This is a genomic window from Nocardioides humilatus, assembly GCF_008373755.1.
Lineage (GTDB): Bacteria > Actinomycetota > Actinomycetes > Propionibacteriales > Nocardioidaceae > Nocardioides > Nocardioides humilatus.
Genome location: NZ_VUJV01000006.1, coordinates 260779 through 285490, shown reverse-complemented (window position 1 = coordinate 285490; position 24712 = coordinate 260779). Strand labels below are relative to the sequence as shown.

Here is a 24712-nt window from a genome sequence, read left to right as displayed (position 1 = left end):
TCGGCTGGGTCAGCAGCCAGCCAGCGTCTTGGTGACCTCGACGCCGGTGTCGCCGAGCGCCACCGGGTCCTTGCAGTCGACGGCCGCGGTCACCGAGCCGTCCGAGGACCAGATCCGCACCGGCGGCGACACCTTGAGCTTGGTGGTCTGCCCGAAGGCCAGCTGACCGTCGAAGATCTCCTTGCCCTGGCCGTCGCGCACCAGGAGCCGGGCGCCACCAGCGGTCGCGGTCAGCGTGACCGGGACGGTCGGCGGCGCGGCCTGGCGGTGGTTGCCGGGCGTGCCCATGCTCGGCCGCAGGGTCGACGGGTTGCCGAGGTCGACCGGGCCGTCCATGACAAGACGGGCGATCGACCAGACCAGGATCGCGGCCATCACCGCGGCGAGCAGGACCGACCAGTTGCGGCCGCCCTTGGTGCCGCGGATCGACCCGCCCACTCCGGTGGCCAGCTCGGACTCGAAGACCCGGCGGGGGTCGACGGGTGCGTCGGCGTACTGCTCGTCGTAGGTGGCGACCAGCGGGGTGGCGTCGACGCCGAGCACCCGCGCGAGAGTGCGCAGGTGGCCGCGGGCGTAGAAGTCGCCGCCGCACGGGCCGAAGTCGTCGACCTCGATCGCCTCGATGACGTGGGGCCGGATCCGGGTGCGCTCGGAGAGCTGGTCGACGGAGAGCCGCAGGTTGTCGCGGGCCGCCTCGAGCAGCGGGCCGATGACCGGCTCGGCCGCCGGCTGCACCGCGACGTCGTCGAGCACGACGGTCAGCGTCAGCTCGACCTCCGCCTGCTCGTCGGCGTCGGCGTCGGCCACGGGCTCCATGCGCAGAGCGTTGGCGCCGATCGTCGGGTGGGAGCCGGTGTTGTTGTGGTCGGCGCGCTGCACCTCGACCCGCGACGCCGAGAGGACCGGGCGTCCCGGACCGGGCGAGGGTGACGGAGCGGGAGCCGCCTCGGGCTCGCGGAGCCGCTTCTCCACCTCGGCCGCGATGCCGCGGCGGGTGATCTTGACGGTCTCCTCCGGGGACATCGCCAGCTTCTCGAAAGTCGGCGGCTCGGGGTCGATGACCTCGTGGACGTCGATCGGGTCGATCTGGTCGACGACGTCGTCCTCGTCCTCGTCGATGCCCGGCACGACCTCGACCACATCGGCGCGACCGTCGGAGAGCTCGGCGAGCCCGTCGCTGATCGCCGTCGGGTCGGTGCCGACCACGCGCGTCGCCATCGTCAGCGGCACGATCAGCTGCTGGCCCGTCTCCCCCACCACGAGCAAGTGCCCGTCGTGGAAGGGCAACCGGCGCGGCAGGTGCTCGAGGCACTCGATGTGCTCCCAGGCGATGCCCTGCCACTCAGCGCCTTCGCGCAGACGCACGCCGAGCTGGTCGGCCACCAGCAGCGGCGCCCGGCCGTCGGCGACGGCCGCCAGGTGCATCACGGTGATCGCGCCGAGCACGGCGAGGAGCGCCCAGTCGAGTGGACCCCCGTCGCCGAACGCCCGCGCCGCGAAGGCGACAGTGAGCAGTCCCGAGACGGCACCGAGGACCGCGGAGAGGGTGACGTTGCGTCGTACCTCCACCTGGTCGGCCGGGGCCTGCTCGGGCTGACCGGCTTCGTCGGGCACGAAGGAATCGGTGTCGGAGAGGTGGGTCTCGAAGATCTGGTCGGTCATGTCACTCCCCCTGGATGGTCATGATCACGGAGTCGAGCTCGTCGGGTTTCACGAGGACGTCACGCGCCTTCGAGCCCTCACTGGGGCCCACCACGCCACGGCTCTCGAGGATGTCCATCAACCGGCCGGCCTTCGCGAAGCCGACGCGGAGCTTGCGCTGCAGCATCGAGGTCGAGCCGAACTGCGTCGACACGACGAGCTCGATCGCCTGGACCACCAGGTCCATGTCGTCACCGATGTCGTCGTCGAGCACCTTGTTGCTGCTCTGCGCGACCGTGACGTCCTCGCGGTAGGTCGGCTCGAGCTGGGTCTTGCAGTGCTTGACGACCTGGTGGATCTCGGCCTCGGTGACCCAGCTGCCCTGGACTCTTATGGGCTTGGACGCACCCATGGGGAGGAACAGACCGTCACCCTGACCGACCAGCTTCTCGGCGCCGGGCTGGTCGAGGATGACGCGGCTGTCGGCCAGCGACGAGGTCGCGAACGCAAGTCGCGACGGCACGTTGGCCTTGATCAGACCGGTCACGACATCGACCGACGGGCGCTGCGTCGCGAGCACCAGGTGGATGCCAGCAGCACGGGCGAGCTGGGTGATGCGGACGACCGAGTCCTCGACGTCGCGCGGCGCGACCATCATCAGGTCGGCGAGCTCGTCGACGATGACCAACAGATAGGGGTACGGCGCCAGCACGCGCTCGCTGCCCGGCGGCACCTCCACCTTGCCCCCACGGACGGCCTTGTTGAAGTCGTCGATGTGGCGGAAGCCGAAGTTGGCCAGGTCGTCGTAACGCATGTCCATCTCGCGACAGACCCACGCCAGCGCCTCGGCGGCCTTCTTCGGGTTGGTGATGATCGGCGTGATCAGGTGCGGCACGCCCTCGTAGTTGTTGAGCTCGACCCGCTTGGGGTCGACCATGATCATCCGGACCTCGTCGGGCGTCGCCCGCATGAGGATCGAGGTGATCAGGGAGTTGATGAAGCTCGACTTGCCGGAGCCGGTGGCACCGGCGACGAGCAGGTGCGGCATCTTCGCCATGTTGGCGACGACGAAGCCGCCCTCGACGTCCTTGCCGAGGCCGGCGACCATCGGGTGGTGGTCGTTGCGGGCCGCATTGGAGCGCAGCACGTCACCCAGCGAGACGATCTCCTTGTCGAGGTTGGGGATCTCGACACCGACCGCGGACTTGCCGGGGATCGGGCTCAGGATCCGCACGTCCTCGGAGCCGACGGCGTAGGAGATGTTGCGCGAGACGCCGAGGATCTTCTCGACCTTCACGCCGGTGCCGAGCTCGATCTCGTAGCGGGTGACCGTCGGGCCCCGGGTGTAGCCGGTGACCTGCGCGTCGATGCCGAACTCCTCCAGCACCTGGGTCAGCTTGTCCACGACGGCGTCGCTGGCCTTGGACCGCGCCCGGTGGGGCGAGCCCTCCTTGAGCACGGTGCTCATCGGCAGTGAGTAGGCGATGTCGCCGGAGAGGGCGAGCTGCTCGACGCGCTGCGGCAGCTGGGCGTGCGGCGGCGGCTCGAGCTCGCCGGTCTCCTGGGCTGCGGGGACCGGCATCGGCATCGGCTCGTCGTCGGTGAGCGAGATGTCGATGGGCTCGCGCAGCTCCATCGACTCCTCGACGGCAGCAGCGGTCTTGCGGGCGCGCCGCTTCCTCGTCGGCTCGGCGAGCAGCGGGGTGTCGTAGGCCGGGTCGCCCATCAGCGGGTCGACGGTGTCGTCGTCACGACCGCGGCGGACGCGGATCGGCTGGGTCGGCTCACCGCCGTCGTCCTCGGCGTGGTGCCGGCCGAGCAGGGTGTCGCCCAGCTCGCGGAGCCGGTCGGGCACGCGGTAGAGCGGCGTGGCCGTGATGACCAGGAGGCCGAAGAAGCAGACGAGCAGGAGAAGGGGTACGACGAGCGCGGGCGACCGGAGCAGGTCGAGCAGCAGCGCGGAGACGACGTAGCCGATGGCGCCGCCACCGTCACGGAGCACCGTGGTGTCACCGGCGACCGGCTCGGGGCTGCCGTTGGCGATGTGGACGATGCCGAGGAGGCCGAAGCCGAAGGCGGTCCAGCCGATGACCTGGCGGCCGACCGGGCCGTTGGAGACCGGGTCGCGCATGACGCGCCAGGCGGCGACCAGCACGAGCATCGGCACGAACCAGCCGACCTTGCCGACCGTGCCGGCGACCGCTGCTCGCGAGAAGTCCATGACGCCGCCGGGCACCTCGAACCACACGGCGGCTGCGATGACGAAGGCGAGGCCGACCAGGAGCAGGGCCGCCCCGTCGCGGCGCTGCTCGGGCTCGATGTCCTTGGCCCCGCCGACGATGCTGCGCACGACGGCGCCGACACCGTGGGCGATGCCGAGCCAGATCGCGACGAGCGCGCGCGCCAGCGCCGTGAAGCCCTTCGAGACCGGACCGGGCCCGCTGCGGACAGCGCGGGGCGCCGGCCGTCGGCTCGCGGTGCTCTTCTTGGCCGCGCTCTTCTTTGCGGTCGGCTTCTTCGCTGTACTACGTGGTCGCGAGCTGGTGCTTGTCTTTGTTCCGCTGCTGCGGCTGGTGGACGTGCTCCGGCTTCGCGACCGCGTCGGGGAAGACGTACGGGTCGCCATGCTCATGACCCTACTCATTCGTCACATCTGCCACACGGATCACGGGAGCGTGTCGCAGTCCCAAACGTCCCTCTGATTTCGCGGCTCACCACGACCCTCCGAGCAATCGTTATCGCCCGGTGACCATGTGACCCCGGTCACTGGGCACTGGGGGGTAGACCGGCGCCGGACGCGCTCCTAAGGTGCCGGATGGTGCGAGTGGTTTCCCGCTCCCGCCCGGCAATTCATCCGCTTGAAGGGATTCCTCGGTGAAAAATCTCCCCCGGGGCCGCGCAACAGCGCTTGGCCTCGCCCTCATCGCCGCCGGCTTCGCGGCACCCCCGGCGCTCAGCGCCGCGGCCGCTCCAGCGGCCAAGCCCGACCCATCCGTCATCAGCCAGATGCGCTCCACCGCTTCAGGCGGGCTCTCGCTGCGCTCCAACCCCGCCACGGGCGTCGTCGGCTTCGCCAGCGCGACCGGCACCAACCCCGATCTGCTCCCCGGCGTGGCCGCTGAAGGCCGCCAGGGCGCGATCGACAAGGCGACGCACTACCTCGAGCGGTTCGGCAGCGCCTTCGGTGCTCGCCCGAGCGAGCTCAAGCAGTCCAGCGTCTACGGCAACAAGGCCGGCTGGGCCGTCACCTTCAAGCAGTCCTACAAGGGGCTGCCGGTCTACGGTGCCGAGCTCAACGCCCACGTCGACCGCGAGGGCGACCTGACCTCGGTCAACGGCTTCGCCGCCCCGATCGGCTCGCTCAACACCACGCCGCGGGTCACCAAGGAGCAGGCCTCGGCCGCCGCCCTGCGGATGTCGCGGCACCACACGGACAAGAGCGGCGACGGCCTGCCGTCGTACACGAAGGGTGTGAAGGTCCGCTCGATCCAGCTCTCGGTCTACCGGATGGGCTCGACCCGCGGCATCACGGGCGACGCCAAGCTGGCGTGGGTCATCGAGATCTGGAACAAGGCCACGATCCGCGACACGATCATCCTGGACGCGCAGACGGGCAAGTACCTCAACCGCTGGTCGATGATGGCCGACGCGCTCGACCGCGACCTCTACGAGGCCTACATCGACGACAACGGGACGCCCGACGACGACTCGGACGACTTCCTCAACTTCGACCACGTGTGGACCGAGGGTGCGGCCTTCCCGGGTGGTCTCGACGAGGACCAGCAAAACGAGGTGCTCGGCACGGGTGAGGCCTACTGGCTCTTCCGCAACACCTTCGGCTACAACTCCTGGGACGGCAACGGCGGCCGGATGATCACGGTCAACAACGACCCGCGGATCTCCTGCCCCAACGCCAACTGGAACGGCGTCACGACCAACTACTGCAGTGGCGTGACCGGTGACGACACCGTCGCCCACGAGTGGGGCCACGCCTACACCGAGTCGACCTCGGGCCTGATCTACCAGTGGCAGTCCGGCGCGATGAACGAGGCTTACTCCGACATCTGGGGCGAGACCGTCGACATGATCAACCACCGCCAGAACGAGTCGGGCGAGGCACCGGGTGACGTCATCAAGCGCACCGAGGGCTTGTGCTCGGAGTTCACGCGCAGCGACGTCACGATGCAGATCACCGCTCCGGCGGGCGTCGCAGGGCCGTGCACGGCCGCTCCGGCCTCGTTCGGTCCGGTCATCACCCAGTCCGGTGTCGACGGCACCGCGATCGTCGGCAACGACGACGACAGCGACGGCGGTACGACGACCGACGGTTGCTCGCCGTTCGACAACGCCGACATCATCTCCGGCCAGTGGGTCTACGTCGACCGAGGCCTCTGCAGCTTCGCCCAGAAGACGCAGAACGCAGTGGACGCTGGTGCCCTCGGCATCGTCGTCGGTGACCACACCGCCGGCCGTCCCCCGATCTCGATGTCGGGCTCGGCAGAGATCTACGGCGTCATGGTGACCGTCGAGGACGGCGCCAAGTTCAAGTCGGCCGGCGAGCCGGTCTCCTTCCACATCGCCGCAGTGCCCGCTCCCGCCGACAACAGCCACCGTTGGCTGTCGGGCGAGAACGACCCGGCCTTCGGTGGCGCGATCCGCGACATGTGGAACCCCAACTGCTACGGCGACCCGGGCAAGGTGTCCGACGTCGAGTACCAGTGCGCCGAGGACGACCACGGCGGCGTGCACACCAACTCCGGTGTCGTGAACCGCACGTTCGCCATCCTCGTCGACGGTCTGCCGGGCAAGGTCACCTCGATCGGGCTCGACAAGGCGGCGTGGCTGTTCTGGCAGGCCCAGACCAACTACCTCACCCCGACGTCCTACTTCCCCGACCTGGCCGACGCTCTCGTCCAGTCGTGTGAGGACCTCCAGGGCGTGGCGCTGGAGCGGGTGACGGTCGGCAACCCGAGCGACCCCGACGGGTCCGACGGTGGCGTCAACAACCCCGCGGTCATCGACGGCGGCATGACCGCTGCCGACTGTGGCCGGGTGAAGTCGGCGATCCAGGAGACCGAGCTCAAGCTCAACCCGACGGAGCAGTGCGCCTTCCAGCCGCTCCTTCAGCCGGGTGCGCCGAAGCTCGACTGCGGCGACGGCACGGTCACCGAGACCACGTGGTCGGAGGACTTCGAGTCCGGTCTGGACGGATGGACCCAGGACGAGGAGCTCACCTTCCCCGAGGGCTTCGGCTTCGCGTGGGAGACCTCGACGGCACCGAAGCACAGCGGCACGGCCGCCTTCGGCCCCGACCCGGCGGATGCAGGTGACTGCGGCGGCGGCGCCGACGACGTCTCGAGCCGCAACGGCCTCATCACCCCGGACATCACGGTGCCCGCCGGTGACTCGGCACGGCTCTCGTTCGACCACTACGTGGCGACCGAGGCCGGGTTCGACGGTGCCAACGTCAAGGTGAGCGTCAACGGCGGCACCTTCGAGCAGGTCGACAACGCGGCCTACCTCTTCAACGCCCCGGGTGGTGAGCTCGAGACCGCGGCTGGTGGCAACACCAACCCGATGGAGGGCCAGCCGGCCTTCACCGGCACCGACGGCGGCCAGCCGGACGGCTCGTGGGGCACGTCGATCATCGACCTGACCGCGATCGCGTCGGAGGGTGACACCGTCAACTTCCGGTTCGACCTGGGTCGTGACGGCTGCGGCGGTGTCGAGGGCTGGTACCTCGACAACGTCAAGGTCCAGACCTGTGTCGCAGCGCCCGCCGCGACGACCACCGAGGTCGTGAAGATCGACCCCGACCCGGTCATCAAGGGCTCTGCCTTCACGGTGAAGATCAAGGTCTCCGCCGACGGTGGCACCCCGACCGGTGACGTCGTGGTCAAGTTCCACGGCGAGAAGCTCGGGATCGACGACCTCAACGCCCGCGGTGTGGCGAAGATCAAGGTGTTGCGGATCTTCGGCAAGGGCGACCACGACCTGGTCGCGAAGTACCTGGGTGGCGACGACTTCCTGAAGAGCAAGACCGGCTTCACGATCACCGTCGTCCGAGGCTGATCACCTAGCACCACAGCAACAGCCCCCGCTCTCCGCAAGGAGAACGGGGGCTGTTGTCGTTGCCGGTGGTTGAGGTGCGAGCGGAGCGAGCCTCGAAACCAAGGCTCCGATCAGGCCTCGACGACCACCGGGATGATCATCGGGCGCCGCTTGTGGGTGCTGCTGACCCAGCGGCCGATCGTGCGTCGCACGATCTGCTGGAGCTGGTAGGTGTCGTCGTTGCCGTCGCTGAGGAGCTCGTTGACCGCGTCGATGATGGGCTGCTTGATGTCCTCGAACATCGAGTCGTCCCAGGCATGGCCGCGCGCGTGGATCTCGGGACCGGCCGACACCTTCCCGGAGACCGAGTCGACGACCACGATCACCGAGATGAAGCCCTCCTCACCGAGGATCCGACGGTCCTTGAGCTCGGACTCGGTCACGTCGCCGATCGACTGGCCGTCGACGAAGACGTAGCCGACCGGGACCTTGCCGGTCACCGAGGCGACTCCGTCGACGAGGTCGACGACGACGCCGTCCTCGGCATAGACGACGTTCTCGACGCCGGTCTCCTTGGCGAGCGCACCGTTGGCGAGCATGTGCCGGATCTCGCCGTGCACCGGCAAGACGTTGCGCGGGCGCACGATGTTGTAGCAGTAGAGCAGCTCGCCGGCACTGGCGTGACCGCTGACGTGGACGAGCGCATTGCCCTTGTGGACCACGCGGGCGCCCCAGCGGGACAAGCCGTTGATCACCCGGTAGACGGCGTTCTCGTTGCCGGGGATCAGGCTCGAGGCGAGGACGACGGTGTCGCCCTCCTCGAGGTGCACGAAGTGGTGGCTGCGGTTGGCGATGCGGGCCAGGGCGCTCATCGGCTCACCCTGCGATCCGGTGGAGATCAGCACCTGCCGCTCCGGCGGCAGCTCGGCGAGCGCCTTCGCGTCGACCATCACGCCCGGCGGGACCGTCAGGTAGCCGAGGTCGCGGGCGACCGCCATGTTGCGGACCATGGAGCGCCCGACGTAGGCGACCTTGCGGTCGTGCTTCGCCGCGGTGTCGAGGATCTGCTGCACCCGGTGCACGTGGGAGGCGAAGCACGCCACGATGATGCGCTGCTCGGACTCGCGGAAGACGGTGTCGAGGACCGGGGTGATCTTCTTCTCCGCCGTCGTGAAGCCCGGCACCTCGGCGTTGGTCGAGTCGGTGAGGAAGAGGTCGACGCCCTCCTCCCCCAGCCGTGCGAACGCCCGCAGGTCGGTGATCCGGCCGTCGAGCGGCAGCTGGTCCATCTTGAAGTCGCCGGTGTGGAGCACCAGCCCCGCGCCGGTGCGGATCGCGACCGCAAGTGCGTCGGGGATCGAGTGGTTGACCGCCACGAACTCGAGGTCGAAGGGACCGAAGCTGATCCGCTCGCCCTCCTTGACCGTGTGGAACACGGTCTGCTTCAACCGGTGCTCGCGGATCTTCCCGTTGAGCAGCGCCAACGTGAGCTCCGAGCCGACGAGCGGGATGTCCTCCCGCTCCCGCAGGAGGTACGGCGTCGCCCCGATGTGGTCCTCGTGGCCGTGCGTCAGCACCAGCGCCTCGATGTCGTCGAGGCGCTCCCGGATCGGCGTGAAGTCCGGGAGGATCAGGTCGACGCCGGGGTGGTGCTCGTCAGGGAAGAGGACGCCGCAGTCGACGATGAGCAGCCGGCCGTCGTACTCGAACACGGTCATGTTGCGGCCGACCTCGCCAAGGCCGCCCAGCGGGATCACGCGGAGTCCGCCGGCGGGCAGCTCCGGAGGAGCGCCGAGCTCGGGGTGTGGGTGGCTCAACCGAGGACTCCCGCCGCCTCGAGGCCGACGCGGAGGGCAGCGACCTCCGTGTCGTCGAGTGCCACGAGGGGCGAGCGCACCCGGCGGTTGTCGAGGACTCCGATGAGCTCGAGGGCCGCCTTGGCAGCCGTCGCGCCGTAGTTGGGCACGTCCATGATGGCGTCGAGCGCCGGGAGCATGCCGGTGAAGATGTCGAGGGCCGCGGCGGGGTCGCCGTGGTGGTAGGCGTCGTACATCGCGCGGAGGCGATCACCGACCACGTGCCCGGCGACCGACACGAACCCGACGGCACCGTGGGCCAGCCATGCGAGGTTGGCGTGGTCGTCGCCGGAGTAGACGGCGTAGCCCATCTCCTTGATGCGGACCCCGCGGACTACGTCGCCGACGGCGTCCTTGACGGCGACCACCGGCTCCCAGCCGGCGATCTCCTCGTAGGTCTCCAGGGCGATCGTGCTGCCGGTGCGACCCGGCACGTCGTAGAGCATGACGGGCAGCTCGGCCGCGTCGACGACCTGGCGGAAGTGGTGCACGATGCCGCGCTGTCCGGGCTTGTTGTAGTAGGGCGTCACGAGCAGCACGCCGTCGGCGCCGGTCTTGGCGGCCTGCTGGGCCAGCCAGATCGAAGTGCTCGTGTCGTTGGTGCCGACGCCGGCCACCAGCTTGGCCCGGTCGCCGACCGCGTCCTTGACCGCGGCGAGGACCTCTCCGTCCTCCTCCTTGGTGGTCGTGGGCGACTCACCGGTGGTGCCGGAAACCACGAGGCCGTCGTGACCGTGGTCGACGAGGTGACGGGCGACGCGCTGGACGCCGTCGAGGTCCACCGACCCGTCCTCGCGGAAGGGGGTGACCATCGCGGTCAGCACGGTGCCGAAGGGAGCTGAGCTCATGACCCCAGGCTATCGCCTCCCGCCTCGCACTCAGACGTGCGGCATGACCTCCTCGGCAACCAGGTGCAGCTGCTCGTGGTCGGAGAGGTCGAGGGTCTGGAGGTAGATCCGCTGCGCGCCGAGCTCGCCGTAGCGCCCGATCTTGTCGATGACCTCCTGGACAGTCCCGCCCAGGGCGTGCTCTCGCAGGTCGGTGACACTGCGACCAATCACCTCGGCGCGGCGAGCCAGGTCGTCCTCGTCGCGTCCGACGCAGAGGGTCAGGGCGTTGGACCACGTCATCGTGGCCGGATCCCGGCCGATCGCCTCGCAGGACGCGCGGACCCGCGCGAACTGCTCCGCGGTCGTCACCTCGTCCACGAACGGGAGGTTGAACTCGTCGGCGTACTTCGCCGCCAGGGCCGGGGTCCGCACCTTGCCGCGGCCGCCGATGATGATCGGCGGACCGCCACGGCGGCCGCTCTGCTGCACCGGTTTGGGAAGGGCGGGCGAGTCGGAGAGCTGGTAGTGGTGGCCGTCGAAGGCGTACCTCTCCCCCATCGGTGTCGACCAGAGCCCGGTGATGATCTCGAGCTGCTCGGCGTAGCGCTCGAAGCGTTCGACGGCGTCAGGGAAGGGAATGCCGTAGGCGGCGTGCTCCTGGACGAACCAGCCGGCCCCGAGCCCCAGCTCGACCCGGCCCGCGCTCATGGCGTCGACCTGGGCGACCTGGATCGCGAGGATGCCGGGGAGCCGGAAGGTCGCGCTCGTGACGAGGGTGCCGAGGCGGATGTCACGGGTGTCGCGGGCCAGTGCCGCGAGCGTCACCCACGAGTCCGTCGGGCCCGGGAGTCCGCCGCCCGGTCCGATGGCGCGGTAGTGGTCGGAGCGGAAGAACGCACCGAACCCGAGCTCCTCAGCGGTCTGGGCGACGCGCCGGAGGTCGTCGTAGGACGCCCCCTCCTGGGGTTCGGTGAAGACGCGGAGTTCCATGCCCCTACTTAACCGCAGGCGAAAACCCGCTCCCAGGTGACGATGTCGAAGCCTTCACGCGGCTCGCGAGCGACCTCGCGCCACTTCTTGGGGCTGAAAGCCGGGTAGTGCGTATCGCCCTCCGGCGTGGCGTGCACCTCGCTGATGATCTGTACGTCGGCGTAGGGCATCGCCGCGTCGTAGACCGCCGCTCCCCCGCCGATCATGACCTCGCCGTCGAGCGTGTCGGCGAGCTCGAGCGCCTCCAGGACGGTGCGGCAGACGTGGACGCCGTCGGCGTGCCAGTCGGGGTCGCGCGTCAGCACGATCGTGGTCCGGTTGGGCAGCGGCTTGCCGATTCCCTCGTGGGTCGTGCGGCCCAGGATCAGGACGTGGCCCGACGTCGTCGCCTTGAAGTGGGCGAAGTCCTCGGGCAGGTGCCACGGGATGTTGCCCGCGAGCCCGATCACGCCGTTCTCGGCCACGGCGGCGACCATCGTCACCGTCTTGCCACCGGGGCTCATACGGCGATCGGGGCCTTGATGCCGGGGTGCGGGTCGTAGCCCTCGACGGCGATGTCCTCGAGGTCGAACCCGCCGATCTCGGTGATCGCCGAGTTGAGGACCAGCGTCGGCAGCGGGCGAGGGTCGCGGCTCAGCTGCAGCCGCGCCTGCTCGAGGTGGTTGGAGTAGAGGTGCGCGTCGCCGAGCGTGTGCACGAAGTCGCCCACCTGCAGGCCGGTCACCTGGGCGACCATGTGCGTGAGCAGCGCGTAGGACGCGATGTTGAACGGCACGCCGAGGAAGACGTCGGCCGAGCGCTGGTAGAGCTGGCAGCTGAGCCGCCCATCAGCGACGTAGAACTGGAAGAACGCGTGGCACGGGGCCAGCGCCATGTCGGGGATGTCCGCGGGGTTCCACGCGGAGACGATGTGGCGCCGGCTGTCGGGGTTGCTCCGGATCTCCTCGATCACCTGCGCGAGCTGGTCGATGTGGCGACCGTCAGGCGCCGGCCACGAGCGCCACTGGGCGCCGTAGACCGGGCCGAGGTCACCGTTGTCATCGGCCCACTCGTCCCAGATCGTGATGCCGCGGTCCTGCAGCCACTTCACATTGGTGTCGCCGCGGAGGAACCACAGCAGCTCCCCGAAGACCGACCGCGTGTGGATCTTCTTGGTCGTGACCAGCGGGAAGCCGGCGTTGAGGTCGAACCGCATCTGGTGCCCGAACACGCTCAGCGTGCCGGTGCCCGTGCGGTCACCCTTCTCCGTGCCCTCGTCGAGGATCCGTTGGACGAGGTCGAGGTAAGCCTGCACGACGCTCAGACTAGTCCGGCAGGTTCAGGCGCTGAGGGACATCGGGCCGTAGACGGACCGGTCGAGCTCGAAGAGCGTCACCTGGGCGACGCCGGACTCCTTGAGGCCCTCCCAGATCTCACCGATCCAGGACTCGGCGTCGGCCTGGCTGGCGAAGCGCTGGTCGGCGTAGTCCTCGTCGGCGAGGTCGACCTCGGCGCCGGTGGCGTCCTCGAAGCGCCACCACCACGGCCGCTCGGACGGCGTGGGCTGGCGGAAGGCCGGAGGCGGCTCGGGGAGGTTCATCACGACTCCCTCACGGAGGTGTCGACGAAGGGTGGCTTGACGATGGTGAAGACCTCGCGGCGACCGCGGACATCGACCGCCACCTCGGCGTCGTCGTCGACGACGGTCGAGACGAGCGCCATGCCGATGCCCCGCTTGAGGCTCGGCGAGAACGTGCCGGAGGTGACCTCGCCGAGCAGCACGTCGGGGACGAGCGAGATCGACATGTGCGGACGCGGGATCGCGCGGCCGGTGGACTTGATGCCGACGAGCTTGCGCTTGGCGCCGCGCTCCTTCTCGGCGACGACCGCGTCGCGGCCCCAGAACTCGGGCTTCTTCCAGCCGACGGCCCAGCCGAGGCGGGCCTCGTTGGGCGTCACGGTCGGGCCGATGTCCTGACCGTGCAGCGGGTAGCCCATCTCGGTGCGCAGCGTGTCGCGAGCACCGAGGCCGCACGGGAGGATGCCGTGCTCGGCGCCGGCCGCGACGACCGCGTCCCACACCTGGAGGGCGACGCTGCTCGGGGCGATGAGCTCGTAGCCGCGCTCACCGGTGTAGCCGGTGCGGCAGACGATGACGGGCTGGCCCTCGAAGTCGGCCTCGACGAAGGTCAGGTAGTCGTGGCCGGTGGCGAAGCCGGCCGCTGCGAGCACGTCGTCGGACTTGGTGCCCTGCACCGCGAGGACCGCGAAGTCGGCGTGGTGGTTGACGACCTCGACCCCATCAGGGGCGGCTGCGACGAGCCGGTTGAAGACCTCGGTGTTGTTGGCCGCGTTGGGCACCAGCAGCACGTGGTCGTGGTCGCGGTAGTAGCTGAAGATGTCGTCGATGATGCCGCCGGTCTCGGCATCGAGGCAGAGCGTGTACTGCGCCCGACCGGGCCCGATCCGACCGAGGTCGTTGCTGAGCGTGGCGTTGACGAAGTCGGCCGCGCCCGGACCCCGGACGACGATCTTGCCGAGGTGGCTGACGTCGAAGATGCCGACGGCCGATCGCACCGCGTTGTGCTCCTCGACGATGCCGGAATACTGCAGCGGCATCTCCCAGCCGCCGAACTCGGCGAACTTCGCGCCGAGCGCCTCGTGCCGGTCGTGCAACGGCGAGCGCAACAGGGTGGTCGACGGGGCGGCCGACGGGGTGGCGTGCATGTCCTGAACCCTACCCACGACCGCCCGTCTACTCTCCGCCGTATGACGTCCTTCGCCCTCCGCACCGCCAGCCCCGCTCGGACGAAGGCCGAGGCCGTCGTCGTCGGGCTGGTGCCGGGCAGCGGCAAGCGGGCCGGGACCGCGGTCGTCGCCCCGGGCGGCGAGGAGGTCGCGGAGGCCTACGGCCGCAAGCTCGCGCCCCTGCTCGCGACCCTCGGGCTCGGTGGCCGGGCGGGCGAGGTCGCGAAGGTTCCCACCAACGGCACGATCGGCTCGCCGCTCCTAGTGCTGGTCGGGCTGGGCGGCGATCCCGACGAGCTCGCCGTACGACGGGCGGCCGGCGCCGCTGCCCGCGCGGTCACCAACGCCGCCTCGGTCGCCCTAGCCCTCCCGGCCGAGACCCCGGAACTGGTCCGCGCCGTGCTCGAGGGCTACCGGCTGGGCGGCTACTCGTTCACCCGCTACAAGTCCGGCAACGCTCCCAGCGGACCGGCCGAGATCGTGGTGCTGTCCTCGGTCGCCCGCCGCAAGGAGGCCATCGCGGCCTTCGACGACGCCCAGCTCGTCGCCGACGCGGTCGCCGCGGCGAGGGACTGGATCAACACCCCGCCTGCGGACCTGACGCCGGCCCTCTTCGCCGACGCGATCACGACCGCCGTTGCCGACGTGCCCGGTGTCGAGGTCAAGGTCCACGACGAGAAGCAGCTGAAGAAGCTCGGCTGCGGCGGCATCCTGGCCGTCGGCCAGGGGTCGGCTGCTCCCCCGCGCCTCGTGGAGCTCGACTACAACCCCGAGGGCGCGACCGCCCACCTCGCGCTCGTGGGCAAGGGCATCACGTTCGACTCCGGCGGCCTCTGGATCAAGCCCGCCGCGAGCATGCCCACCATGAAGGAGGACATGGCCGGCGCCGCCGCGGTCATCCAGGCCACGCTCACCATCGCGCGACTCGGCCTCCCCGTCCGCGTCACCGCCTACGCCGCGCTCGCGGAGAACATGATCGGCGAGGCAGCCATGCGGCCGGGCGACGTGCTGACGACGTACGACGGCACGACCGTCGAGGTCTCCAACACCGATGCCGAGGGTCGGCTCGTGCTCGCCGACGCCCTCGGGCGGGCGGCCGAGGCGAAGCCCGACCTCCTGGTCGACGTCGCGACCCTGACCGCGCACATGACGATGTCCCTGGGCGACCGCATGTGCGGCGTGATGGGAGACGACGAGGTCGTCGCGCGGGTGCTCGCGGCCGCGACCGCCGGTGGCGAGGAGGCTTGGCCGATGCCGCTGCCCGAGCACATGACCGAGCGGATCCGATCCTCGAAGGTCGCCGACCTCGCGCACTACGACGGCATCCGCTGGGGCGGTGCGCTCTTCGCGGGCGCGTTCCTTCGCGAGTTTACCGGCGGCCTCCCGTGGGCCCACCTCGACATGGCCGGACCGGCGTTCAACAAGGGCGGCCCGTCGGGCCACTGGACCCCGGGCGCGACCGGCTACGGCGTCGCGACCCTGGTGGAGCTGGCGCGCGGACTCGTCTGACCCTGCGGCCCGTCAGTCGCGCGGCTTGTACTGCTCGTAGTCCGCGGCCTTCTGGGCCTTGCGCACCCGCGAGTTGTAGTCGCGCATCCGCTGCGGCACGCCGACGACCGCGGCGTCGTAGGACGGGACCTGGTGCTTGTTGCAGAAGTCGTGCGCCCATTTGACCCCCGGCACTCGCCGACGGGTCCACTCACCATCGTGAGCGACGAGGAGGAGCGTCACCTCGCTCACCGCGGTGCGGGGCTCGACGAAGCCCTCGACGCCGCGACGGGCCGTCACCCACTCGTACAGGTGCGCCTCGTCGACCTTGTCGGACGCACGCACACGGGTCGACCCGGTGCGGGCGGCGTCACGCGCCGGCCCGCTCATCTTGGGTCCCTTGCGGAACCGGTCGAACAACCCCATGCGACCAAGTCTGCAGCATGGGTCCAGCGGCCGAGCGCAGGACCGGCGCTTGTCTACTGACGAGTACGCGGGCCGTTGCGCTCTGCAGGCGGGGTGGTGCAAGGATGGGCGCCTCATCCAAGGAGAGGGAGGACGAGCGGTGGCCGAGGCCGGACGCGACGACGAGGTCGACGTTCTGATCCTGGGCGCGGGGTCAGGCGGATATGCCTGTGCTCTTCGCGCCGCCCAGCTCGGCTTGAGCGTTGCGCTCGTCGAGCAGGGAAAGCTCGGAGGCACCTGCCTCCACGTCGGCTGCATCCCGACCAAGGCGCTGCTTCACGCGGCCGAGGTCGCGGATTCCGCACGGGAGGCCGAGACGTTCGGTGTCCTCGCGAAATACGACGGCATCGACGCCGTTGCGGTGCGCAACTACGCCGACGGCGTCGTTAGCCGGCTCTTCAAGGGCCTCACCGGCCTGATCAAGAGCCGCGGCATCCGCGTCGTCGAGGGTCGTGGTCAGGTGACCGGCCCGCGCCAGGTCACCGTCGATACCGCCGAGGGGCCGGTCGTGCTGACCGGTCGCAACCTGGTCCTCGCGACCGGCTCTGAACCCCGAGCGCTCCCCGGCATCGAGATCGACGGCGACAAGGTCCTGACCTCCGACGACGCGCTGCGACTCGAGCGGGTGCCGCAGACGGCCATCGTGCTCGGCGGCGGCGTGATCGGTTGCGAGTTCGCCAGCGTGTGGCGCTCGTTCGGCGCCGACGTCACCATCGTCGAGGCGCTGCCCCGGCTGCTGCCGCCCGAGGACGCCGCGTCCTCCACTGCGCTCGAGCGGGCCTTCCGCCGCCGCGGCATCACCGCGAAGACGGGCACCTCGGTCACCGCCGTCGCAACCACGGACGAGGGCGTCGTCGTGACGTTGTCCGACGAGAGCGAGCTGCGGGCCGACGTACTCCTGGTGGCGGTGGGTCGCGTGCCGCGCACCGCGGGTCTCGGCTACGAGGAGCAGGGCATCCCGCTCGACCGTGGCTACGTCACGGCCGACGAGCGCTGCCGCACCGGCGTCGAGGGCGTCTACGCCGTCGGCGACATCGTCCCGGGCCTCCAACTCGCGCACCGCGGCTTCCAGCAGGGCATCTTCGTCGCCGAGGAGATCGCCGGCCTCGCGCCGCAAGCGATCGACGAGCGGGGCATCCCGCGGGTCACCTACTCCCGCCCCGAGGTCGCGTCCGTCGGCCTCACCGAGGAGCAGGCCAAGGCAGAATACGGCGACACCGTCACCTCGCTGACCTACGACCTCGCCGGCAACGGCAAGTCCCAGATCCTGCGCACGCAGGGCTTCGTCAAGCTGGTCCGCCAGGCCGACGGACCCGTCGTCGGGGTCCACCTTGTCGGCGAGCGCGTCGGCGAGCTCATCGGTGAGGCCCAGCTGGTCTACGGCTGGGAGGCCTTCCCCGACGACGTCGCGCCGCTGGTCCACGCGCACCCCACCCAGAACGAGGCTCTCGGCGAGGCGTTCCTCGCCCTGGCCGGCAAGCCCCTGCACGCACACAGCTGACCCCCGCAACGAACAACAGAGCGAAGTCGAGGATTTCATGGCCACCGAAGTCACCCTCCCGGCACTCGGCGAGTCCGTCACCGAAGGCACCGTCACCCGCTGGCTCAAGCAGGTCGGCGACGCGATCGCGGTCGACGAGCCGCTGCTCGAGGTCAGCACGGACAAGGTCGACACCGAGATCCCCTCGCCCGTCGCGGGCACGCTGCTGGAGATCCGGGCGTCGGAGGACGACACGGTCGAGGTCGGCGCTGTGCTCGCGGTGATCGGTGAGGCCGGCGAAGGTGGCGGCGCCCCTGCCGCTGAGGCGCCCGCAGCGGAGGCCGCACCGGAGCCCGAGCCCGAGCCGGAGCCGCAGGCCGAGGAGCCCGCTCCCGTCGAGGAGCCCGCCGCGCCCGAGCCCGCCCCGGCTGCCCCCGCCGCGTCCGGTGGTGCCGCCACCGGCACCGCCGTCACGCTCCCCGCGCTGGGCGAGTCCGTGACCGAGGGCACCGTGACCCGCTGGCTCAAGCAGGTCGGCGACGCCGTTGCGGTCGACGAGCCGCTGCTCGAGGTCAGCACCGACAAGGTCGACACCGAGATCCCCTCGCCCGTCGCCGGCACACTGCTGGAGATCAAGGCCGCCGAGGACGAGACCGTCGAGGTGGGCGCCGAGCTCGCCATCATCGGTTCCGGCTCCCCCGCTCCGGCTGCTCCGGCCGCTCCCCCCGCGCCGGCTCCCGAGCCCGTCGCTGCTCCGGAGCCCGAGCCCGAGCCGGCCCCGGCTCCCCCGGCTCCCCCGGCTCCTGCCGCAGCGGCCCCCGCGCCCGCCGCCCCGCCAGCCCCGCCCGCGCCTGCTGCTCCGGCCGCACCCGCCCCGGTCGCCGCCTCGACCGACGGCCCCGGCTACGTCACCCCGCTGGTCCGCAAGCTCGCGGCCCAGCACGGGGTCGACCTCGGCTCGCTGCGCGGTTCCGGTGTCGGTGGTCGGATCCGCAAGCAGGACGTGCTCGACGCGGCTGCTGCCCAGAAGCCCGCTGCTGCGCCTGCCGCTGCGGCCCCCGCGGCTGCCGCCGGAGCGCCCGCTCCGAGCGTCAGCCCCTCGCCGCTGCGCGGCCAGACCGTGGCGGTCAGCCGCCTGCGCAAGATCATCGCCCAGCGGATGGTCGAGTCGGTGCAGATCTCCGCACAGCTCACCCAGGTCGTCGAGGTCGACGTCACCAACATCGCGCGACTGCGCGAGGCGTCGAAGGCTGACTTCCTCGCCCGCGAGGGTGTGAAGCTGTCGTTCCTGCCGTTCTTCGCCAAGGCGTCGATCGACGCCCTGAAGCAGCACCCGTCGCTCAACGCCACGCTCGACATGGACAAGGGTGAGGTCACCTACCACGACCGCGAGAACATCGCGTTCGCCGTCGACACCGAGAAGGGGCTGCTGACCCCGGTGGTCAAGGACGCGGGCGACCTGTCGATCTCCGGCCTGGCCAAGAAGATCGCCGACGTCGCCGGTCGCACCCGCGACAACAAGATCGGCCCCGACGAGCTGTCGGGCGGCACCTTCACGATCACCAACCTCGGCAGCGTCGGCGCCCTCTGGGACACGCCGATCATCAACCAGCCGCAGGTCGCGATCCTCGGGCCCGGTGCCGTCGTGAAGCGCGCGGTCGTCATGGACGACCCCGACCTCGGCGAGACGATCGCGATCCGGCACATGTGCTACCTCGCGCTGACCTACGACCACCGCCTGGTCGACGGTGCCGACGCGGGCCGCTTCCTGCAGGACGTCAAGGCGCGCCTGGAGGCCGCTCAGTTCGAGGTCTGAGCACCCCCACCACGACGCCGACGGCGGCCGTTCCCACTCGGGGACGGCCGCCGTCGGCGTTCGTCAGTCGGTCTCGGTCGTCATCTCGATGTCGATGGTGGTCGTCATCCGGATGCGCTGTCCTGCCGCCTCCATGCCCATCCTGGTGACCCCGTGTGTCGACGCCTTCAGCGGGAGGACCTGCGTCAGCGAGCCCTCGAACCGACCGGTGTTGGTCATCGATCCGTTCGCGAACGTGACGATGCTGCCCGCGTCCGGCGCCTCCAACGTGCCGGTCGTCTCGAGGCTGACCCGGTAGTCCAGGCCGTCGAGCTCGTCGAGGTGATAGGTCGTCGTCTGGACCATCGATGCGCCCGACACATCCGTCGTGCCCACCTTGCGCCAGGTCGCACCCTCGCCGATCGGCTCGTCGGGGAAGGCCATCCCGATCTCGGTCATGCTGCCGGTGAGCTGTTCGAGCATCTGGCGGGTCGTCGGCGGCGCGTCGTCGGGCAGGTCGAAGTCCGTGTCCAGGACCTCGCCCGTGGGTCCGTATTCGAACGTCATGCTCATGCCGTCCAGGCCGCTCATCGCCGACCTCATCGGGTCGACCATTTCGGCGGGCAGGCCCGCGTCGTCGATCTCGATCCCCGCGTAGACGGACTGCACGGTGAAGACGTCGTCCGCGACGTCGACGACCTCCGACGACATGGTCATGGTCATCGGGATCGGCGGGACGGGCACGCCAGGTGCACGCATCGTCAACGTCATCTGCATCGTGGTGGTCGCATGGTCGCCCTCGGTCAGCTGCAGGGCGAGCAACACTCGGTCGCCGTCACCATGGTCCAGGATCGCGACCTCACCCTCAGGGGCGTCGTCGTCGACGGGATCATCGATGCTGGGGTCGGTGGTCGGCGTCGCGCTGGTCGAGGACGGTGTCGCAGGCGCATCCATCGGCGGCGCTGCCTTCCCGCTGGTCGGCTTGCCATCGCAGGCGGCGAGCGCCAACGCGCAGGTGGTGGCGAGTAGGACGGCGCGCAGCCGTGCCCCCCAGTGGTGCTTCACGTTCCAGGTCCTCCCGATGCGGCCCGGCACTCCGAGCGGGCCACAGGTTCTCATATCCGCTCGCGTGGCAGGGTAGGAGCCATGGGTGCACTGACGATCGTCATGGCTGGCGGCTCCGGTTTCCTGGGCACGCACCTCCGGACCGAGCTCGAGCAGCGCGGGCATCAGGTGACAGCTTTGGTGCGACGCCCGACCCAGCAGCCCGACGAGTCGCCATGGGATCCCTACAGTGACCAGGTCGACCGCGAACTGGTGGCGGCGGCCGACGTCGTGATCAACCTGGCGGGCTCACCGACCCTGGGCAACCCGCACTCCAAGAAGTGGTCGCAGTCGCTGCACGACTCACGGGTGCGGACGACCGCGGTCCTCGCCGAGGCGATCGCAGCCGCACCCCAGCCGCCGCTCTTCCTCGCCGGCAACGCCATCGCCTGGTACGGCGACCACGGCGCCACCACCCTGACCGAAGACGCCGACACGCGCGGCCACAGCCTGATGACCAACGTGTGCCGCGACTGGCAGGCCGCGGCACGGCCGGCCGTCGACGCCGGTGCGCGCGTGGCCTACCTCCGCACCACACCCGTCATGGACAAGTCGAGCGCACCGCTGCAGCAGCTGCGCCTGCTCTTCAAGGCCGGGCTCGGCGGCAAGCTGGGCAACGGACGGCAGTACATGCCGATGATCTCGCTGCGCGACTGGGTCGGTGCCGTTGCCTACCTCGCCGAGCACCCCACGGCTGACGGCCCGGTCAACCTCTGCTGCGTCGAGACGCCGACCAACGCGGAGTTCACCCGGGCGCTGGCCGACGCTCTCCACCGACCGGCCTTCGCCGCCGTACCTGGTCCGTTCATCAAGGCCGCCGCCGGCCGCGTCTCGACGGAGCTGCTCGGCTCGCTGAACACGCGACCGCAGGCGCTGCTCGACCTCGGCTATCAGTTCGCCGACCCCGACGTGGCCGCGGTGCTGGCCAGCGGCCTGGCGTAGACCGACGCCACCACCCACCCTCCAGCAGTACGGCGGAACGCCACCCGCCGCGTCGTCAACCCGTCGCTCGGGAGGCTCCGGGCCGGTCCACCGCTGACCGGCACCGCGACCGCATCGGCCAGTCGGTCGGTCACCAGCACCACCAGGCGCCCCGGGGTCCGGACGCGCACGTCGTAGGCGACCACCTGCATCGACATCCGCCGCACCCGGAAGCCGCGGTTCTTCCAGTCGCGAAGCATCGCCACGTCGCGCTCCCCTGCCCGCGCGCCACGCAGGTAGAGCCCTCGCAACGCCGCCACGTCGCCGCGGGCCCAGGCTGCCGAGCGCTCCCTGTCCCACGCGTGCAGCACGGCCAGCGGGTCGGTCGCGCGGGCGCTGACAACGACCTCGTCCGGATCGTCGGGACCGGCCGCGTGACGGGCGAGCGTGGTCGTGACCGTCGCGAGGATCGCAACCACGACGGCGAGGCCGACCATCACGCGCAGCATGCCCCAGTCCTACCGACGATGCCGCCGGAGCGCATCCGGTCATCCACAGGCCGGCGGGTACCCTCGACCCGTGACGGATCTGGACTTCCGGGAGGCCGGCCTCGGGGCCGACGCGATCGACTACCTCGCGGCCTGGGACCTCCAGCGGGAGATCCACGCGGAGGTCGTCGCAGGCGATCGGCCCGCCACCGTGCTGCTCCTCGAGCACCCACCTGTCTTCACCGCTGGCAAGCGCACCGACCCGCACGAGCGCCCGGCTGATCCGGGCGGCGCCCAGGTCATCGACGTCGACCGCGGCGGCAAGATCACGTTCCACGGTCCGGGTCAGCTGGTCGGCTACCCGATCGTCCGGCTGCCCGACCACGTGAAGGTCGTCGACTACGTCCGCCGCGTCGAGGAGGCGCTGATCGCGGTCTGCGCCGACTTCGGCGTCACCACCGCGCGCGTCCCGGGCCGCAGCGGCGTCTGGCTGCAGGCCGACGCCCGCGGACCGGAGCGCAAGATCGCGGCCCTCGGCATCCGGGTCAGCCGCGGCGTCACCATGCACGGCTTCGCGATCAACTGCGACGTGGACCTCGGCTGGTACGACCGCTTCGTCCCCTGCGGCATCGCCGACGCCGGCGTGACGAGCCTCAGCACCGAGCTGGGCCGCGACGTGACCGTGGCCGAGGTGCTGCCGTCGGTGCGCCAGCACCTCAACGAGCTCCTGGCCTGGCAGGCCTACGACGCGACGCCCGACTACGAGGCCCGTCCCGAACCGGGCCATGCCCCGAAGATTCACCTGCTGTCCCCGAGCGCCTGACGGCCACCCAACCTTTTCCGTGGTCAGATCGTCTGGTTGTTCGTGATCGGACGGAAAGAAGGAGTTCTCGGGTGAGCGACCTGGTCATCGAGACCACTGGCCTGCGCAAGGAGTTCCGCAGCGTGCGCGGAGGAAGTCGGGTCGCGGTTCATGGCCTCGACCTCGCCGTGCCGGCGGGCGGCGTCCACGGCTTCCTCGGGCCCAACGGGTCCGGCAAGACGACGACGATCCGGATGCTCCTGGGCCTCGCACGTCCCACGCGCGGCACGATGCGCCTCTTCGGCGAGCCGGTGCCGCAGCGGCTCCCCCAGGTCATCGGCCGGGTCGGCGCGGTGGTGGAGTCGCCGAAGTTCTCCCCCAACTTCAGCGGCCGTCGCAACCTGCAGCTGCTCGCCGGCGCGATCGGCGTGCCGACCACGCGGGTGGACGCCGCCATCGAGACCGTCAAGCTCACCGGCCGCGACAAGGACCGCTACAAGTCCTACTCGCTCGGCATGAAGCAGCGGCTCGCCATCGCGGCGACCCTGCTCAAGGAGCCCGACCTGTTGATCCTCGACGAGCCGACCAACGGCCTCGACCCGGCCGGCATCCGCGAGATCCGCGAGACGATCCGCGACCTCGGCGAGTCCGGCGTGACCGTGCTCCTGAGCTCGCACATTCTCGCCGAGGTGCAGCAGGTCTGTACGTCAGCGACGATCATCGGCAACGGACGCCTGCTCGCCTCGGGGAAGGTCGACGAGCTCCTCGGCGGCGGGTCCTCCTACCGGGTCGTCGTCCCCGACCTGGCCGCGGCGATCCCGGTGCTCACTGCCGCGGGCTACGCGCCCGCGGCGATCGACGGAGTGCTCCACGTCGACTCCGACGAGCCGGCGTCCCTCACGCGCGTCCTCGCCGAGGCCGGCATCTGGTTGTCGGAGCTCACGCCGCTGCGCGCTGACCTCGAGTCCTACTTCCTCCAGCTGACCGAGGCCGACGAGCTCGGCCACGACGTCGCGAGCGAGACGGAGGCGGTGGCATGAGCAGGCTCTTCCGGGTCGAGCTGATCCGTTTCCTCAGCCGCCGGGCGGTGCTGGTCATCCTGGTCCTCGCCGTGGCGATCCCGATGGTCATCGGCGTCGCGACCATCCTCAACACCCGACCGCCGTCCGACGACGCCCTCGCCTCGGCCCAGGCGCAGGCCGACGCGGAGGCGAAGCAGCCCTACATCCAGCGTGACCTCAGGCGGTGCATCAACCACCCGGACGAATGGTTCGGGTCGCAGGTCCCCGATGACGTCGAGTCGGTGTGCGCGGACAACGTGCTCCCCAAGGCGGAGTGGTTCACCTACTGGAACCCCCTCGACCTCGCCTCCCAGCGCGACGAGGGCTCCGGCCTCGCCATCGTGATCCTGCTGTCCATCCTGATGATGCTGGCCGGCACCACCTTCGCCGGCCACGACTGGGCCAGCGGCTCGGTCAGCAACCAGCTGCTCTTCGAGCCCCGTCGGCCGCGGGTCTGGGCCGCGAAGGCCGGCGTCGTGACCGCACTGGCGGCCGCCTTAGCCGCAGCCGTCGTCACCGGGTTCTGGGCCGTCATGGCGCTGGTCGCGCACGGCCGCGACATCGAGACCGGCCACGGGCTGCTCCTCGACTGCTTCCAGAGCGGGTGGCGTGGCGCCGGCATGGCAGGCGCCGCAGCCCTTGCGGGCTACGCCCTCACGATGCTCTTCCGGAGCACGGTCGCGGCGCTCGGCGTACTCCTGGCGGCGAGCGTCGCCGGCGGCATCGTGCTGGCGGTGATCGGCATCGACTCGGTCTGGAACCCGGGCCTCAACGTCGCCGCCGTCATCCTCGACGGCGCCACCTACTGGACCGATGCGCCATGCCCCGGAGGGGCCGAACCGGGCCAGTTCTGCGAGGTCGAGAAGACGTTGCCGATCGGCCGCGCGCTGTGGTTCCTCGGCACCGGACTCGCCCTCTTCGCGGCCGCGTCCGTGGCGTCGTTCCACCGGCGCGACGTGCCCTAGCGGCCGCGTCCGCGGAGGGTGACGGCGAAGCGGGATCCAGACCACCTG

Annotated in this window: 20 protein-coding genes; 8 read left to right on the top strand and 12 right to left on the bottom strand. The window is 70.4% G+C overall.

Annotation, left to right across the window (positions count from 1 at the left end):
• Positions 1–9: 9 nt before the first annotated feature.
• Together F0U44_RS17620 and F0U44_RS17615 are read right to left on the bottom strand one after the other, a co-directional pair.
• Positions 10–1662, bottom strand: coding sequence for a helix-turn-helix domain-containing protein (locus F0U44_RS17620; RefSeq protein WP_149729670.1), 1653 nt, complete (start codon positions 1660–1662; stop codon positions 10–12).
• A gap of 1 nt (position 1663) precedes the next feature.
• Positions 1664–4267: a DNA translocase FtsK gene (locus F0U44_RS17615; protein WP_149729669.1), complete on the bottom strand. Its 2604-nt coding sequence runs from the start codon at positions 4265–4267 to the stop codon at positions 1664–1666.
• 248 nt (positions 4268–4515) lie between these two features.
• Between F0U44_RS17615 and F0U44_RS17610 the strand changes: the two genes are divergently transcribed.
• Entirely contained in the window at positions 4516–7713 is a 3198-nt protein-coding gene (locus tag F0U44_RS17610) for a M4 family metallopeptidase (RefSeq protein WP_149729668.1), read from the top strand.
• A 110-nt stretch (positions 7714–7823) separates the two neighbouring features.
• On the opposite strand, the gene F0U44_RS17605 is transcribed toward F0U44_RS17610, so the two are convergent.
• From F0U44_RS17605 to gcvT, 7 genes are read right to left on the bottom strand one after another with little or no spacing between them, the layout of a single operon-like run.
• Positions 7824–9509, bottom strand: coding sequence for a ribonuclease J (locus F0U44_RS17605; protein ID WP_149729667.1), 1686 nt, complete (start codon positions 9507–9509; stop codon positions 7824–7826).
• Complete coding sequence (gene dapA, locus F0U44_RS17600) at positions 9506–10396, bottom strand: 4-hydroxy-tetrahydrodipicolinate synthase (protein ID WP_149729666.1); 891 nt, start codon at positions 10394–10396, stop codon at positions 9506–9508. Before dapA ends, F0U44_RS17605 begins: the two co-directional genes overlap by 4 nt.
• Before the next feature lie 30 nt (positions 10397–10426).
• The gene (locus tag F0U44_RS17595; protein WP_149729665.1) at positions 10427–11368 is read right to left on the bottom strand and encodes an LLM class F420-dependent oxidoreductase; all 942 of its coding nucleotides are present in this window, start codon (positions 11366–11368) and stop codon (positions 10427–10429) included.
• An 8-nt stretch (positions 11369–11376) separates the two neighbouring features.
• A complete protein-coding gene (locus tag F0U44_RS17590; RefSeq protein ID WP_149729664.1) occupies positions 11377–11871 on the bottom strand; it encodes a dihydrofolate reductase in 495 nt (164 codons plus the stop codon).
• Entirely contained in the window at positions 11868–12662 is a 795-nt protein-coding gene (locus F0U44_RS17585; protein ID WP_149729663.1) for a thymidylate synthase, read from the bottom strand. The genes F0U44_RS17590 and F0U44_RS17585 overlap by 4 nt, the downstream gene beginning before the upstream one ends.
• 24 nt (positions 12663–12686) lie before the next feature.
• On the bottom strand, positions 12687–12947 hold the full coding sequence (locus F0U44_RS17580) for a hypothetical protein (protein ID WP_149729662.1): 261 nt from the start codon (positions 12945–12947) through the stop codon (positions 12687–12689).
• Positions 12947–14074: a glycine cleavage system aminomethyltransferase GcvT gene (gene gcvT / locus F0U44_RS17575; protein ID WP_149729661.1), complete on the bottom strand. Its 1128-nt coding sequence runs from the start codon at positions 14072–14074 to the stop codon at positions 12947–12949. Before gcvT ends, F0U44_RS17580 begins: the two co-directional genes overlap by 1 nt.
• Before the next feature lie 42 nt (positions 14075–14116).
• Between gcvT and F0U44_RS17570 the strand changes: the two genes are divergently transcribed.
• Positions 14117–15604 (top strand): leucyl aminopeptidase, encoded by a 1488-nt coding sequence (locus tag F0U44_RS17570; protein WP_149729660.1) that lies wholly within the window; start codon positions 14117–14119, stop codon positions 15602–15604.
• Between the two features lie 12 nt (positions 15605–15616).
• On the opposite strand, the gene F0U44_RS17565 is transcribed toward F0U44_RS17570, so the two are convergent.
• Positions 15617–16009: a hypothetical protein gene (locus tag F0U44_RS17565; protein WP_149729659.1), complete on the bottom strand. Its 393-nt coding sequence runs from the start codon at positions 16007–16009 to the stop codon at positions 15617–15619.
• Positions 16010–16148: 139 nt separating this feature from the next.
• Between F0U44_RS17565 and lpdA the strand changes: the two genes are divergently transcribed.
• Both lpdA and sucB read left to right on the top strand, forming a co-directional pair.
• Positions 16149–17549, top strand: a complete 1401-nt coding sequence (lpdA, locus tag F0U44_RS17560; protein WP_246160591.1) for a dihydrolipoyl dehydrogenase — start codon at positions 16149–16151, stop codon at positions 17547–17549.
• A 37-nt stretch (positions 17550–17586) separates the two neighbouring features.
• Positions 17587–19344, top strand: coding sequence for a 2-oxoglutarate dehydrogenase, E2 component, dihydrolipoamide succinyltransferase (sucB, locus tag F0U44_RS17555; RefSeq protein ID WP_149729657.1), 1758 nt, complete (start codon positions 17587–17589; stop codon positions 19342–19344).
• Between the two features lie 63 nt (positions 19345–19407).
• Here the strand turns inward: sucB and F0U44_RS17550 are convergent, their stop codons facing one another.
• Complete coding sequence (locus F0U44_RS17550; protein WP_149729656.1) at positions 19408–20388, bottom strand: hypothetical protein; 981 nt, start codon at positions 20386–20388, stop codon at positions 19408–19410.
• An 81-nt stretch (positions 20389–20469) separates the two neighbouring features.
• Between F0U44_RS17550 and F0U44_RS17545 the strand changes: the two genes are divergently transcribed.
• Complete coding sequence (locus F0U44_RS17545) at positions 20470–21369, top strand: TIGR01777 family oxidoreductase (protein WP_149729655.1); 900 nt, start codon at positions 20470–20472, stop codon at positions 21367–21369.
• On the opposite strand, the gene F0U44_RS17540 is transcribed toward F0U44_RS17545, so the two are convergent.
• Positions 21318–21857 (bottom strand): hypothetical protein, encoded by a 540-nt coding sequence (locus tag F0U44_RS17540; protein ID WP_149729654.1) that lies wholly within the window; start codon positions 21855–21857, stop codon positions 21318–21320. The two genes, F0U44_RS17545 and F0U44_RS17540, sit on opposite strands and share 52 nt — an antisense overlap.
• A gap of 70 nt (positions 21858–21927) precedes the next feature.
• Here F0U44_RS17540 and lipB point away from each other — a divergent pair, with 70 nt between their 5' ends.
• The 3 genes from lipB to F0U44_RS17525 all read left to right on the top strand — a co-directional run bounded on the left by lipB (position 21928) and on the right by F0U44_RS17525 (position 24664).
• Positions 21928–22659 carry a lipoyl(octanoyl) transferase LipB gene (gene lipB, locus F0U44_RS17535; protein ID WP_246160590.1) on the top strand — a complete coding sequence of 244 codons (732 nt, stop codon included), beginning with the start codon at positions 21928–21930 and terminating at the stop codon, positions 22657–22659.
• Positions 22660–22730: 71 nt separating this feature from the next.
• Positions 22731–23678 (top strand): ABC transporter ATP-binding protein, encoded by a 948-nt coding sequence (locus tag F0U44_RS17530; protein WP_149729652.1) that lies wholly within the window; start codon positions 22731–22733, stop codon positions 23676–23678.
• The gene (locus tag F0U44_RS17525; RefSeq protein WP_149729651.1) at positions 23675–24664 is read left to right on the top strand and encodes a hypothetical protein; all 990 of its coding nucleotides are present in this window, start codon (positions 23675–23677) and stop codon (positions 24662–24664) included. Before F0U44_RS17530 ends, F0U44_RS17525 begins: the two co-directional genes overlap by 4 nt.
• Positions 24665–24712: the final 48 nt, after the last annotated feature.

What these genes read in the sequence shown, in the direction of transcription:
- F0U44_RS17620 (WP_149729670.1), bottom strand. Translation starts at nt 1,662, where the DNA reads ATGACCGACCAGATCTTCGAGACCCACCTCTCCGACACCGATTCCTTC.
- F0U44_RS17615 (WP_149729669.1), bottom strand. Translation starts at nt 4,267, where the DNA reads ATGGCGACCCGTACGTCTTCCCCGACGCGGTCGCGAAGCCGGAGCACG.
- dapA (WP_149729666.1), bottom strand. Translation starts at nt 10,396, where the DNA reads ATGAGCTCAGCTCCCTTCGGCACCGTGCTGACCGCGATGGTCACCCCC.
- F0U44_RS17595 (WP_149729665.1), bottom strand. Translation starts at nt 11,368, where the DNA reads ATGGAACTCCGCGTCTTCACCGAACCCCAGGAGGGGGCGTCCTACGAC.
- F0U44_RS17590 (WP_149729664.1), bottom strand. Translation starts at nt 11,871, where the DNA reads ATGAGCCCCGGTGGCAAGACGGTGACGATGGTCGCCGCCGTGGCCGAG.
- F0U44_RS17580 (WP_149729662.1), bottom strand. Translation starts at nt 12,947, where the DNA reads ATGAACCTCCCCGAGCCGCCTCCGGCCTTCCGCCAGCCCACGCCGTCC.
- gcvT (WP_149729661.1), bottom strand. Translation starts at nt 14,074, where the DNA reads ATGCACGCCACCCCGTCGGCCGCCCCGTCGACCACCCTGTTGCGCTCG.
- F0U44_RS17570 (WP_149729660.1), top strand. Translation starts at nt 14,117, where the DNA reads ATGACGTCCTTCGCCCTCCGCACCGCCAGCCCCGCTCGGACGAAGGCC.
- F0U44_RS17565 (WP_149729659.1), bottom strand. Translation starts at nt 16,009, where the DNA reads ATGGGGTTGTTCGACCGGTTCCGCAAGGGACCCAAGATGAGCGGGCCG.
- sucB (WP_149729657.1), top strand. Translation starts at nt 17,587, where the DNA reads ATGGCCACCGAAGTCACCCTCCCGGCACTCGGCGAGTCCGTCACCGAA.
- F0U44_RS17545 (WP_149729655.1), top strand. Translation starts at nt 20,470, where the DNA reads ATGGGTGCACTGACGATCGTCATGGCTGGCGGCTCCGGTTTCCTGGGC.
- F0U44_RS17540 (WP_149729654.1), bottom strand. Translation starts at nt 21,857, where the DNA reads ATGCTGCGCGTGATGGTCGGCCTCGCCGTCGTGGTTGCGATCCTCGCG.
- F0U44_RS17525 (WP_149729651.1), top strand. Translation starts at nt 23,675, where the DNA reads ATGAGCAGGCTCTTCCGGGTCGAGCTGATCCGTTTCCTCAGCCGCCGG.